A 12,110-nucleotide genomic window follows, 5' to 3' on the forward strand; every position below is an offset into this window, starting at 1 on the left:
CACAGTGCAAAGAATCTTGAACGCCGTTTTATCCCAAGCGTAGCGGGGGTACCTTCCTACTCGGCTGCCAGGGACCCTGCGACGTTCTTAAGACGTTCTGCAGAAGCTATATAGTCACGCGTCAGTGGAACCGCATCCTGCCGTCGGGCGATCTGCACCTGGAAGACCATCTGGTTCATGTACCGGAAGGCCACTTCGCAGCCTGCGAGATAGAACTCCCACATCCGGCAGAACCGGTCGTCGTAGCCGGCGATCTCCTTGATCTTGTCGCGGTTTGCGAGGAAGCGCTCGCGCCAGTGACGCAGCGTCTCTGCATAATGCAGGCGCAGCACTTCGATGTCGGTCACCCAAAGTCCGGCTTTCTCGATCGCCGCCAGGACTTCCGAGAGGGCGGGGGTGTAGCCGCCGGGGAAGATGTACTTGCGCAGCCAGGTATTGGTGCCGCCCGGCGGCTCCATGCGGCCGATCGAATGCAGCAGCATCACGCCATCGTCCGCCAGCAGTTCCTTCACCTTCGTGAAGTATTCGAGATAGTGCGCGGAGCCTACATGCTCGAACATGCCGACCGAGACGATGCGGTCGTAGCGACCGCTCTCCTCACGATAGTCGAGCAGCTTGAAGCGGACCTTGTCGGAGACGCCCTCATCGACGGCGCGACGGCTCGAAACGCCATGCTGCTCGCGCGAGAGCGTCACGCCGGTGACGTCGACGTCGAAGGCGCGCGCAAGGTAGAGACCCATGCCGCCCCAGCCCGATCCGATGTCGAGTACCTTCTGGCCGGGACTGAGCAGAAGCTTCGCCGCGATGTGCGCCTTCTTGTCGGCCTGTGCCGTCTCGAGGGGTTCGCTGCCGGTCCGGAAGTAGGCGCAGGAATACTGCCGGTCGCGGTCGAGGAAGAGATCGTAGAGCTCACCCTTCAGGTCGTAGTGGTGTGCCACGTTCTTCTGGGCCTTGCCGACGGGATTGTAGTGCTCCAGCCATCGTAGCCAGCGCTGCAGCCGATAGGACCAGCGTACCGTGGCGGTCGCTTCGAGGGCCGCGATGTTGCGCCCGAGCAGATCGAGAAGGTCGTAGAGGTCGCCTTGCTCGACGGTCAGGCGACCGTCCATGTAGGCCTCGCCCAAGGCGAGACGCGGCCGGAGCGCGAGGCGGATGCCGGTCCACCAATCGTGGATGCGCAAGGTGACGGCGGGGCCGGGTTTGGACCCCACGAGGTGATGGAACCGACCGGCTTCATCGATGATGGTCAGTCGGCCTTCGCCCACCACACGGCCAAGGACCTGGGCCAGCAGCACGAGCTGTCACTCCTACAAGTAGCTGTTCAAATGTTAAACCCAACCGCATTTTTGACGCAAAGGGTGTCGTGCAAAATTAACTCGGGGCAACTGGTAATAAATCGCATTTGAATTGCGTTGCTGCATATCCAGTGATATGCGGCCAATGATACGCACTCGCAGTGGAGGAAGACGTGAAGAGACGTGCGCTCGTGAAGGCTGGCCTGGCGTTCGGTTCCGGTGTGTTCGTCGCCCGCCGCGCCTGGGCGCAGGGGGGGACACTCAACCTCTATTCGGCCCGCCACTACAACACCGACGAGGCGCTGTACGGAAATTTCGCCGACCTGACCGGGGTCAAGATCAACCGGGTTGATGCCGAGCCCGATCCTCTCGTCCAGCGCCTGCGCACCGAGGGCGACAAGAGCCCGTGCGACGTCCTGGTCACCACCGACGCCGGCCGCATCGAGCGCGCCCGTGAGATGGGCCTCCTGCAGCCGGTCAGCTCCACGGTTCTCGCCCAGGCGGTGCCGGCGCATCTGCGCGATCCGGACAACAACTGGTTCGGCTTCTCGAAGCGCGCCCGCGTGATCTTCTACAACAAGGAGAAGGTCACGGCGGCCGATGCACCCAAGACCTACGAGGCGCTGGCCGATCCGAAATGGAAGGGCCAGATCCTGATCCGTCCGTCGGGCCACATCTACAATCAGTCGCTGGTCGGCTCGCTCCTGGCGGCGCTCGGCCCGGAAAAGACCGAGGCATGGGCCAAGGGGGTCGCAGCCAACCTTGCGCGTCCGCCCCGCGGCGGCGACACCGACCAGCTCAAGGGCGCTGCGGCGGGGGAGGCCATGCTCGCGGTGTCCAATACCTACTACTACGTGAACCTGATGCGCTCGAAGAAGCCGGAGGACCGCGAGGTCGCGGCGAAGCTCGGCGTGGTGTTTCCCGACCAGGCGGGCCGCGGTACGCACGTGAACATCAGCGGCGGCGCCGTGGCCAAGTATGCGCCCAACAAGGAAGCAGCGGTCAAGTTCCTCGAGTACCTGGTGTCGCCACCGGCGCAGCGCTATTTCGCGGAGGGCAACTCGGAGTTCCCGGTGGTGGCCGGTGTCGAGCTGTCGCCGGAGCTGAAGTCGCTCGGCACGTTCAAGGAAGACCAGCTCAATGCCCGGGTGTTCGCGCAGAACAACGCCGAGGCGCTGAAGATCATGGATCGGGCGGGCTGGAAGTAAACTGCCCACGCGCCGGCGAACCTGCCGCCACCGCGTGGCTGAGCAGGATCACCGGTACCAGAGAGACGAGAACGATCACGATCGCGCCGACGGCCGCCTGAGCAAGGCGCTCGTCGGACGCGAAGCGGAAGACGCCGATCGCCAGCGTGTCGAAGTTGAACGGGCGGATCAGCAGCGTCGCAGGCAACTCCTTCAGCACTTCCACGAACGCAATGATGCCGGCCGTGAGGGCCGGCGCGCGCAGCATCGGCATATGGATGTAGCGCAGCACCTGGTTGGGCCGCGCGCCCAGCACGCGCGCACTCGCGTCCATTGCGGGATCGATCGCCGCAAGGCCCGGTGCGATGCTGGCGATGCCGACCGCCAGGAAGCGGACGGTGTAGGCGAGCAGCAGCGCGAATGCGGTGCCGCTGAGCAGCAGCCCGGTCGGAAGGCCGAACAGCCCGCGCGACAGCAGGTCGATGCCGCGGTCGGCCACGGCGAGCGGCAGCAGCACGCCGACGGCGATCACGGCGCCGGGAATGGCATAGCCCAGCGAAGCGAACTCGATCGTGCGGTTGAGCGCGCGCCTGCGCACGAGACGGCCGGCATAGCTCAGGAAGAGCGCCAGCGACACGATGATGATGGCGGCCAGCGTGGCCAGGATCAGGCTGTTGATGCCGTCTCCGATGAAGCGATGATCGGCCGTCACGGCTCCCGACGTCAGCGCGAGTTGCGCGAGGTGCACGGTCGGCAGAACGAAGCCCAGCAGGACGGGCAGGGCGCAGGCGACGAGGGCGGCGAGGGCGGCGACCGGGGGCAGGGGGGCGGGCTCGCTGCGATGGCGCAGGTTCGAAGCGACGGCGAAGCTGGCGCGACCGCGTGAATGCCGCTCGATCAGGATCAGCGCGACGGCGATGGCGATCAGGACAAGGGAAATCTGCGCGGCGCCCTCACGGTTCCCCATCCCGTACCAGGTCCGGTAGATCGCCGTCGTGAAGGTGTGGACGCCGTAATATTGCACGGTGCCGAAGTCGGCGAGCGTCTCGAGCAGCGCAAGCGCGGCGCCGGCGGCGATCGCCGGCCGGGCGAGCGGCAGTCCGATGCGCAGGAAGGTCCGCCAGGGACCATTGCCCAGGATGCGGCTCGCCTCGAGCAGCGCCTGCGACTGCGTCAGGAACGAGGCGCGCGCGGCGAGGTAGACGTAAGGGTAGAGAACCAGCGTGAACAGGAAGGCGACGCCCGCGGCCGAGCCGAGGTCGGGAAACCAGTAGTCGGCCCGCGACCACCCTGTGGCACCGCGCAAGCTGGTCTGCAGGGGGCCGGCGAAGGCCAGCAGGTCGGCGTAGGCGTAGCCGATGATGTAGGTCGGCAGGACGAGGGGCAGCAGCAGCGCCCATTGCAACAACCCGACGCCGGGAAACCGGCACGTCGTGACCAGCCAGGCGGTGCCGGTCCCGATCACGACCGTGCCGAGGCCGACGCCGAGCAGCAGTACGATGGTATTGCCGACGATGTCCCGCAACTGCGTGTCGACAAGATGACGCCACAGCTCGCCTTGCCCGGAGAAGAGGCTGGAGACGATACCCAGCAGCGGCAGCGCGACGATGGCCGCCACGGCGACGGCGCCCAGGCGCCAGATCATGGATGCACCAAAAGAAAACGCATGCCACCGCGGTGCGATGGCATGCGTTCGAAGAGCTGAGCGGTGCCTGTCGGCACGCGCGTTACTTCTGGTCGGCCGGCGTTTCCTCGCCCGCAGCCTCGGCGGTCTCGCCTTCACCCTCGGCCGTCTCGGCCGACTTGGCCTCGAACAGCGCGGCGGCCTGCTCGGCCGCGCGCTGGGCGGCTTCCGCGGCCTCCATGGCAGCGCGCTCGGTCTCCGCGACCAGCCTGCCGCCCTTGGCAAGGAACTCGGCTTCCTCGGCAGAACGGGCCACCAGCACGGAGATCTCGACCACGACTTCCGGGTGGAGGTGGATCTTGATCCTGTGCTCACCCAGCGCCTTGATCGGCTTGTCGAGTTCGACCTGGCTGCGCTCGATCTTCACGCCCTGGGCGGCTGCGCCCTCGGCGATATCGCGCGAAGTGACCGAACCGTAGAGCTGGAGCGCCTCGGAGGCCTGGCGCACGATGGTGACCTTGAGGTCATTCATCTTGGCACCGACCGCTTCGGCTTCCTGGCGGCGCTCGAGATTCTGCGCCTCCAGGACCTTACGCTGCGATTCGAAGTAGGTGATGTTGTCCTTGGTCGCGCGCAGCGCCTTCTTCTGCGGCAGGAGGAAGTTGCGGGCGAAGCCGGGCTTCACCTTCACAACGTCGCCCATCTGGCCGAGCTTCGGCACGCGTTCGAGCAGGATGACGTTCATCGGCATGATTGCGTCTCCCGACTAGGCGATGAGGTAGGGCAGGAGCGCCAGGAAGCGCGCGCGCTTGATCGCCTGGGCGAGTTCGCGCTGCTTCTTGGACGAAACCGCAGAAATGCGGCTTGGCACGATCTTGCCGCGCTCGGAAATGAAGCGCTGCAGGAGACGAACGTCCTTGTAGTCGATCTTCGGGGCATTCGCGCCGGAGAACGGGCAGCTCTTGCGGCGGCGGGTGAACGGACGACGCTGGGCGCTCATGCTTCTTCTCCCGTGTCAGAGGCGGGGGCGGCGCCGCCCTCGTCACCGAATCGCGAGCGCTCGCGACGCGGCGGGCGATCACCCCAGCGGTCGCCACGATCGCCGCCGGGACGGTCGGACTTCTCGGCGCTGCGCACCATGATGGCCGACGGGCCTTCCTCGAGTTCGTCGACGCGCACGGTCATGTAGCGGATGATGTCTTCGTTGATCGACATCGTGCGCTCCAGCTCCTTCACCGCCGCCGCCGGGGCGTCGATGTTGAGCAGGGTGTAGTGACCCTTGCGGTTCTTCTTGATGCGATAGGTCAGCGAACGCAGGCCCCAATACTCCTTCTTGGAGACGGTGCCGCCCAGGCTGGCGACCAGTTCGGAGAACTGGGTGGTCAAGGCCTCCACCTGCGTCGTCGCAACGTCCTGACGCGCAATGAAGACATTCTCATAGAGTGCCATGTAGATTCTGCTCCTTATGGCTGTTGGTGACCCGGAGTTCCGAGGAACCGCCCGGATCTAGCCGCCCCATCGCTGAATGCACCGGGGCGGCAAGGAGATCGGGGCCGACTGAGACCCCGAAGAGGGGCGGTTATACAGGCAGGCGGCCCGAAAGCAAGTATTCCCCGCGTCGCTTGACTGCGTTGGTTACGCCGGTATGACTGCCGCAATTCGAGCGGGAATCTGGGGAAAACGCGCATGAGTCGGGCTTTTGTCTTTCCGGGACAGGGATCGCAGGCCGTCGGCATGGGAGCCGACCTCGCTGGCGCCTTCGCCACCGCCCGGGAGGTCTTCGGTGAAGTCGACGAGGCGCTGAAGCAGAATCTGTCGAAATTGATGCGAGAGGGCCCGGAGAGCGACCTCGTCCTGACCGAGAATGCCCAGCCTGCCCTGATGGCCGTCAGCGTCGCAGTCGTCCGGATTCTGGAAAGGGACGGGGGCAAGCCGCTTCCGTCGCTCGCCGCCTATGTGGCAGGTCATTCGCTCGGCGAATACTCGGCCCTTGCCGCGGCCGGCGCCCTGAAGCTCGCAGATGCCGCGCGCCTCCTGAAGTTGCGCGGCCAGTCGATGCAGAAGGCTGTGCCGGTCGGCGTCGGCGCCATGGCAGCCCTGCTCGGCATCGAGCTGGAGCCCGCGCAGGAAGCCTGCAAGGAGGCGGCCCAGGGCGAGGTGGTCGCTGTCGCCAACGACAATGGCGGCGGCCAGATCGTGGTGAGCGGTCACAAGGAGGCCGTGGAGCGCGCGATCGAGGCCGCGAAGTCGCGGGGCTGCAAGCGCGGCATGATGTTGCCCGTGAGCGCCCCCTTCCATTGTCCGCTGATGCAGCCGGCCGCCGACGCAATGAAGGTCGCACTGGACGAAGTGGTCCTGATGCCGCCGCGCGTGCCGCTCGTTTCCAACGTGCTGGCGTCCGAGCTCAGCGACCCCGATTCCATCAAGCAGCGGCTGGTGGAGCAGGTGACCGGCCTCGTGCGGTGGCGCGAGAGCGTACAATACATAAAGGGCAGGGGCGTCGACGCGCTGGTCGAGTGCGGCACCGGCAAGGTCCTGTCGGGGCTCGTCAAGCGCATCGACAAGGACATGACCGGTCTGGCGCTCAACACGCCGTCCGATATCGAAGCCTTCCTGAAGACGGCATAAGGAGAGAGTGCCATGTTCGATCTGACCGGCAAGGCAGCTCTCGTCACCGGCGCGTCCGGTGGCATCGGCGGCGCCATCGCCCGCGCGCTTCACAAGCAGGGCGCGATCGTCACCCTGTCGGGTACGCGCGCCGAAGCCCTGGAAGAGCTCAAGACCTCGCTCGGGGAACGCGCGCACGTCGTCGCGGCAAGGATGGACGATCCGGCCGACATCGACCGCCTCGCCAAGGAGGCGGAAGCCGCGATGGGCGGCAGGCTCGACATCCTGGTGAACAATGCCGGGATCACGCGCGACAACATCTCGATGCGCATGAAGGACGAGGAGTGGGAGAAGGTCCTGCAGGTGAACCTGACCGGGACTTTCCGCCTGACCCGTGCGGCGATGCGGGGGATGATGAAGCGCCGCTTCGGACGGGTCATCAACATCACCTCGATCGTCGGCGTCACCGGCAATCCGGGCCAGGCGAACTATGCGGCGGCCAAGGCTGGCCTGATCGGCATGTCGAAGTCGCTGGCACAGGAGCTGGCGTCGCGCGGCATCACCGTGAATTGCCTGGCGCCCGGTTTCATCGCCACGCCGATGACCGACGTGCTGACCGATGACCAGAAGAAGGCGATCCTGGGACGCGTGCCTGCCGACCGGCTCGGTACGCCCGACGAGATTGCGGCCGGCGTGGTCTATCTTGCCAGCGACGAGGCCGCCTATGTCACCGGTCAGACGCTGCACATCAACGGCGGGATGGCGATGATCTGAGGGACAGGCTTACAAGTGCCTGATTCTGTGGGCTTTTCGGACCTAGCCAATGGCACGGGAGCTATGTTAAGAGCCCGGCATTCGCCAACCCTCTGGCGACCGGAATTTTTTGGATACACGGGAAGGACAAGACATGAGCGATATTGCCGAGCGCGTTAAGAAGATCGTCGTCGAACATCTCGGCGTCGAGGCCGCGCAGGTCAAGGAAGAGGCCAAGTTCATCGACGATCTGGGCGCGGACAGCCTCGACACGGTCGAGCTGGTGATGGCGTTCGAGGAAGAGTTCGGCATCGAGATCCCCGACGACGCGGCGGAGAAGATCCAGACCGTCGGCGACGCCATCGGCTTCATCAAAGGCACCGCGAAGTCCTGATCTCCACCGGTTCCTGCAAGAGGAAAGGCGGAAGATGAGGAGAGTTGTCGTAACGGGCATGGGGATGGTGACGCCGTTGGGTGACGGCGTCGACACGAACTGGCGCCGCCTGATGGCGGCGGAGTCCGGCATCCGGTCGATCCAGGCTTTCGACACGTCCGACCTCGCGACCAAGATCGCGGGCGAAGTGCCCCAGGGCGACAAGGCGAACGGCCACTTCAACGTGGACGACTACCTTGCGCCCAAGGAGCAACGGAAGCTCGACAAGTTCATCATTTTCGGAATCGCGGCCGCCCAGCAGGCGGTTGAGGATTCGGGCTGGATGCCGCAGGACGAGGAAGGTCTCAACCGGACCGGCGTCATGATCGGCTCCGGGATCGGCGGCCTGCAGACGATCTACGAGACGTCGTTGACGTTGAAGGAGCGGGGGCCGCGTCGCGTCAGTCCGTTCTTCATTCCCTCGGCGCTGATCAATCTCGTCTCGGGGCAGGTCTCGATCAAGTACGGCTTCAGGGGCCCCAATCACGCCGTCGTCACCGCCTGCGCCACCGGCGCCCATGCCATCGGCGACGCGGCGCGGCTGATCCAGCTTGAGGATGCTGACGTGATGGTGGCCGGCGGCGCCGAAGCCGCGATCTGCCGCATCGGCATCGCGGGCTTCAATGCCTGCAAGGCGCTGTCGACCGACTTCAACGACACGCCGACGCAGGCATCGCGTCCCTGGGACAAGAAGCGCGACGGCTTCGTGATGGGCGAAGGCGCCGGCTGCCTCGTGCTCGAGGAGTATGAGCACGCCAGGAAGCGCGGTGCCAAGATCTACGCCGAGATCCTGGGCTACGGCCTGTCGGGCGACGCCTATCACATCACGGCTCCGTCCGAGGATGGCGATGGCGCGTTGCGGGCCATGAAGGCGGCGCTGAAGCGCGCCAATCTCGGCACCGACCAGATCGACTATGTGAATGCGCACGGCACGTCGACGATGGCCGATGTGATCGAGCTGGGCGCCGTGAAGCGGGCCTTCGGCCAGGATGTCTACAATCTCTCGATGTCGTCGACCAAGTCGGCGACCGGCCATCTGCTGGGCGCCGCCGGCGCGATCGAGGCGATCTATTCGATCAAGTCGCTGATCGATCAGGCCGTTCCGCCGACGCTCAATCTCGACGAGCCGGACGAAGGCTGCGACATCGATCTGGTTCCCAAGCAGGCCAAGCAGCGCAAGGTCCGCCATGCGCTGAGCAACTCGTTCGGGTTCGGCGGCACCAACGCATCCCTGATCGTCGGCCCGGTCTGACAATCATCCTGAGGAGCTGAGTCATGCTCAGCTACTTCCGCTGGGTTCTCTTCTTCATCGCCCTGTTCGCCACTGTGATGGGCGGCACGGTCTATGTAGGCCATGCCATCCTCACGGCGCAGGGACCGCTCGAGAAGACGAAGAACATCGTGATTCCGCGCGGTGCTGGACCGACCACGATGTCCAAGCTGCTGCAGGAGGAGGGCGTCATCGCCCATCCACGCCTGTTCCGCGTGGCGCTGATGATCGATCCGTCGCCCAAGCCGATCAAGGCGGGCGAGTACGAGGTGCCGGCCCATACCTCGATGCAGGCGCTCGTTGAGCTCCTGCAGTCGGGCAAGGTGGTGCAGCGACGCCTGACGATTCCCGAGGGCATGACGACCCCCGAAGTGCTCGAACTCGTTCGGAAGACCGAAGCGCTCTCGGGCGACATCACGCTCGACGTAAAGGAGGGCGACCTCCTGCCGGAGACCTACTTCTATTCGCGCGACGATACCCGGGACGGATTGCTGCTGCGCATGAAGGAGGCGATGGAAAAGACGCTCGACGAGGCGTGGCGCAAGCGCGCCGCCGGCCTGCCGCTCGCCAACAAGCGCGAGGCCTTGATCCTGGCATCGATGATCGAGAAGGAAACGGCGGTGCCGGCCGAGCGTACGAAGGTGGCCGCGGTGTTCATCAACCGACTGCGGCGTCGCATGAAGCTCGAGAGCGATCCCACCACCATCTACGGCCTGACGGACGGCAAGGCTCCTCTCGGCCGTGATCTCACGCGCGCCGACCTGCAGTCGAACACACCCTTCAACACCTACGTGATTGCGGCCCTGCCGCGCGGGCCGATCTGCAATCCCGGCCGGGCGTCGATCGTGGCGGCGACCAATCCGGCGCGCGATCGCTCGCTCTACTTCGTGGCGGATGGGCAGGGCGGGCACGTCTTCGCTACCACGCTCTTCGAACACAATCGCAACGTCGAGCGGTGGCGCCAGATCCAGCGCGAGCGCGCGGAATCCCAGTCCCAGACGCAGCCGCAAGCGCCGGCGCCACAGGCGCCGGCAACGACGCGGCAATAGACCGTGCCAGCGGCAGGCCTGCTGGCGCTTCTGGTCCTAGCGGCGATCGCCCTCGTCATTGCCTGGTTCCTGCGGGCCAACCCATCCGCTATGGCGCGCGCGCTGCGGGTCATCATGGTGGCCCTGGGCGGCATTGGCGTGGGCGGGATGCTGATCTTCGGCCTGCGCTTCCTGCCCGGTCTCCTGCCGGAGCTGATGGGACTGGCGGGTGTGCTCATCACCGCGCTGATCGCGCGGGCCGTCCGGAATCGCCCATCCGGTGGTTTCAGCTCGCCGGGAACCGGGCAGCGCACCGAGGTCAATACGGCATTCCTGAAAGCCTGGATCGATCATGCGAGCGGTGACGTCGGCGGCACGGTGCTGACAGGCCGATTCGCGGGACGCCCCCTCGACCTGCTGACAGATACCGAGCTTCTCGATTTGCGGGCGGAATGCGCAGCGGATGCCGATTCGCTTCGTGTCCTCGAAGCCTATCTCGACCGTCGCCTGGGAGCGGACTGGCGCAACACGCAGCACACGCCGCCGCCCCGCGGCCCGCGCACCGACATGACACGGGAGGAGGCGTTGGCCGTGCTGGGGCTGGCCGAAGGCGCCAGCGTCGATGACATCCGGGCGGCGCATCGGCGGCTGATCCAGCGCATGCATCCCGATGTCGGCGGAACGGCCGACCTCGCCGCGCGCATCAACCGCGCCAAGGACGTGCTGCTGGGTGGTTGACCTTGCCAGAGAGAGCGCTGACATGGCATCAAACGTGATAGTGGGCCCTCATGCCACGATCCTGTCAAATCGTTGATTTTAATATCAATCCCGCCGTTGAATGAGGTCGACAAGCATGGCGCAGCGTGTCCGAAAAGCCGTCCTGCCGGTTGCCGGTCTTGGCACCAGGTTCCTTCCCGCAACCAAGGCCATGCCCAAGGAGATGCTGACGGTCGTCGACCGCCCCCTCATTCAGTACGCGGTCGAGGAGTGCCTCGCCGCCGGCATCGAGGAGTTCGTCTTCGTGTCGGGGCGCAACAAGGGGGCGCTGGAGGATCATTTCGACCACGCCTACGAACTCGAGGCGACGCTCGAGCAACGCAAGAAGGCGGCGGAGCTGAAGCAGACGCAAGCCGCCACGATCAAGCCGGGCAATGCGATCTTCACGCGGCAGCAGAAGCCGCTGGGCCTCGGCCATGCCGTATGGTGCGCCCGTCACTGGATCGGGAACGAGCCGTTCGCCGTCCTGCTGCCGGACGAGTTGACGCTCGATACGCCGAGCTGCATTGGCCAGCTCGTGCAGGCGCACGAGAGGACCGGCGGCAGCGTGGTGGCGGTGATGGACGTGCCGCGCGAGCAGACCAAGAGCTATGGAATCGCGGCCGTGAAGAACGAGAACGGCAACCTGTCGGAAATCACCGGCATGGTGGAAAAGCCCAAGCCCGAGGAGGCACCGTCGACCCTGGCGCTGATCGGCCGTTATGTGCTGCTGCCCGAGGTCTTCGACCATCTCGACCGGCACGAGACCGGTGCCGGCGGTGAAATCCAGCTCACCGACGCGATGGCGAAAATGATCGGTCACAAACCCTTCCATGCGCTACGCTATGCTGGCCAACGCTACGATTGCGGCAGCCGCCTGGGCTTTCTCGAGGCCAACGTCGCCGTGGCGCTGCACCGCGGCGACACTGCAGCGGAGACGCGGGCTCTCCTTGGTCGCCTGCTGAAAGGCTGAGCACATGCGTATAGCGATGATCGGGTCTGGTTACGTCGGTCTTGTGTCTGGGGCCTGCTTCGCTCATTTCGGGCACGATGTTTTCTGCGTGGACAAGGATGCGGGGAAGATCGATCGGCTGCTGAAGGGGGTGATGCCGATCTACGAGCCGGGTCTGGACAAGCTGGTGTCGGACAATGTGGAG

The 12,110-nt window shown here is 65.4% G+C and carries 13 protein-coding genes and 1 pseudogene; 9 read left to right on the top strand and 5 right to left on the bottom strand.

The window, feature by feature from the left end; genetic code table 11:
* Positions 1-56 precede the first annotated feature (56 nt).
* The gene (locus EPO41_RS07105) at positions 57-1,295 is read right to left on the bottom strand and encodes a cyclopropane-fatty-acyl-phospholipid synthase family protein (protein WP_296322447.1); all 1,239 of its coding nucleotides are present in this window, start codon (positions 1,293-1,295) and stop codon (positions 57-59) included.
* Between the two features lie 173 nt (positions 1,296-1,468).
* Here EPO41_RS07105 and EPO41_RS07110 point away from each other — a divergent pair, with 173 nt between their 5' ends.
* Positions 1,469-2,503, top strand: a complete 1,035-nt coding sequence (locus tag EPO41_RS07110; protein WP_296322449.1) for a Fe(3+) ABC transporter substrate-binding protein — start codon at positions 1,469-1,471, stop codon at positions 2,501-2,503.
* Here EPO41_RS07110 and EPO41_RS07115 read toward each other — a convergent pair.
* The 4 genes from EPO41_RS07115 to rpsF form a co-directional block, all read right to left on the bottom strand.
* Entirely contained in the window at positions 2,478-4,127 is a 1,650-nt protein-coding gene (locus EPO41_RS07115; protein WP_296322452.1) for an iron ABC transporter permease, read from the bottom strand. The two genes, EPO41_RS07110 and EPO41_RS07115, sit on opposite strands and share 26 nt — an antisense overlap.
* An 82-nt stretch (positions 4,128-4,209) precedes the next feature.
* On the bottom strand, positions 4,210-4,857 hold the full coding sequence (rplI, locus tag EPO41_RS07120) for a 50S ribosomal protein L9 (protein WP_363246952.1): 648 nt from the start codon (positions 4,855-4,857) through the stop codon (positions 4,210-4,212).
* A 15-nt stretch (positions 4,858-4,872) separates the two neighbouring features.
* On the bottom strand, positions 4,873-5,106 hold the full coding sequence (rpsR, locus tag EPO41_RS07125; protein ID WP_295135841.1) for a 30S ribosomal protein S18: 234 nt from the start codon (positions 5,104-5,106) through the stop codon (positions 4,873-4,875).
* Positions 5,103-5,555, bottom strand: coding sequence for a 30S ribosomal protein S6 (gene rpsF, locus EPO41_RS07130; protein WP_296322456.1), 453 nt, complete (start codon positions 5,553-5,555; stop codon positions 5,103-5,105). The genes rpsR and rpsF overlap by 4 nt, the downstream gene beginning before the upstream one ends.
* Before the next feature lie 237 nt (positions 5,556-5,792).
* On the opposite strand from rpsF, the gene fabD reads away from it, so the two are divergent.
* From fabD to EPO41_RS07170, 8 genes and pseudogenes are all read left to right on the top strand, one after another.
* The gene (fabD, locus tag EPO41_RS07135) at positions 5,793-6,734 is read left to right on the top strand and encodes an ACP S-malonyltransferase (protein WP_296322459.1); all 942 of its coding nucleotides are present in this window, start codon (positions 5,793-5,795) and stop codon (positions 6,732-6,734) included.
* A 12-nt stretch (positions 6,735-6,746) separates the two neighbouring features.
* The gene (gene fabG / locus EPO41_RS07140) at positions 6,747-7,487 is read left to right on the top strand and encodes a 3-oxoacyl-[acyl-carrier-protein] reductase (protein ID WP_296322461.1); all 741 of its coding nucleotides are present in this window, start codon (positions 6,747-6,749) and stop codon (positions 7,485-7,487) included.
* Positions 7,488-7,620: 133 nt separating this feature from the next.
* Positions 7,621-7,860 (top strand): acyl carrier protein, encoded by a 240-nt coding sequence (locus EPO41_RS07145; RefSeq protein WP_295135853.1) that lies wholly within the window; start codon positions 7,621-7,623, stop codon positions 7,858-7,860.
* A gap of 34 nt (positions 7,861-7,894) precedes the next feature.
* On the top strand, positions 7,895-9,151 hold the full coding sequence (gene fabF, locus EPO41_RS07150; RefSeq protein ID WP_296322466.1) for a beta-ketoacyl-ACP synthase II: 1,257 nt from the start codon (positions 7,895-7,897) through the stop codon (positions 9,149-9,151).
* Positions 9,152-9,174: 23 nt separating this feature from the next.
* Entirely contained in the window at positions 9,175-10,218 is a 1,044-nt protein-coding gene (mltG, locus tag EPO41_RS07155; protein WP_296322469.1) for an endolytic transglycosylase MltG, read from the top strand.
* Positions 10,219-10,221: 3 nt separating this feature from the next.
* On the top strand, positions 10,222-10,935 hold the full coding sequence (locus EPO41_RS07160) for a molecular chaperone DnaJ (RefSeq protein WP_296322472.1): 714 nt from the start codon (positions 10,222-10,224) through the stop codon (positions 10,933-10,935).
* 115 nt (positions 10,936-11,050) lie between these two features.
* Positions 11,051-11,926 carry a UTP--glucose-1-phosphate uridylyltransferase GalU gene (gene galU, locus EPO41_RS07165; protein WP_296322475.1) on the top strand — a complete coding sequence of 292 codons (876 nt, stop codon included), beginning with the start codon at positions 11,051-11,053 and terminating at the stop codon, positions 11,924-11,926.
* Positions 11,927-11,930: 4 nt separating this feature from the next.
* Positions 11,931-12,110: pseudogene (locus tag EPO41_RS07170) on the top strand (UDP-glucose 6-dehydrogenase); the annotation flags it as partial.

This window comes from Reyranella sp., assembly GCF_004297265.1.
Classification (GTDB): domain Bacteria; phylum Pseudomonadota; class Alphaproteobacteria; order Reyranellales; family Reyranellaceae; genus Reyranella.

What these genes read in the sequence shown, in the direction of transcription:
- rplI (WP_363246952.1), bottom strand. Translation starts at nt 4,857, where the DNA reads ATGCCGATGAACGTCATCCTGCTCGAACGCGTGCCGAAGCTCGGCCAG.
- rpsF (WP_296322456.1), bottom strand. Translation starts at nt 5,555, where the DNA reads ATGGCACTCTATGAGAATGTCTTCATTGCGCGTCAGGACGTTGCGACG.
- galU (WP_296322475.1), top strand. Translation starts at nt 11,051, where the DNA reads ATGGCGCAGCGTGTCCGAAAAGCCGTCCTGCCGGTTGCCGGTCTTGGC.
- EPO41_RS07115 (WP_296322452.1), bottom strand. Translation starts at nt 4,127, where the DNA reads ATGATCTGGCGCCTGGGCGCCGTCGCCGTGGCGGCCATCGTCGCGCTG.
- mltG (WP_296322469.1), top strand. Translation starts at nt 9,175, where the DNA reads ATGCTCAGCTACTTCCGCTGGGTTCTCTTCTTCATCGCCCTGTTCGCC.
- fabG (WP_296322461.1), top strand. Translation starts at nt 6,747, where the DNA reads ATGTTCGATCTGACCGGCAAGGCAGCTCTCGTCACCGGCGCGTCCGGT.
- fabF (WP_296322466.1), top strand. Translation starts at nt 7,895, where the DNA reads ATGAGGAGAGTTGTCGTAACGGGCATGGGGATGGTGACGCCGTTGGGT.
- fabD (WP_296322459.1), top strand. Translation starts at nt 5,793, where the DNA reads ATGAGTCGGGCTTTTGTCTTTCCGGGACAGGGATCGCAGGCCGTCGGC.
- EPO41_RS07145 (WP_295135853.1), top strand. Translation starts at nt 7,621, where the DNA reads ATGAGCGATATTGCCGAGCGCGTTAAGAAGATCGTCGTCGAACATCTC.
- rpsR (WP_295135841.1), bottom strand. Translation starts at nt 5,106, where the DNA reads ATGAGCGCCCAGCGTCGTCCGTTCACCCGCCGCCGCAAGAGCTGCCCG.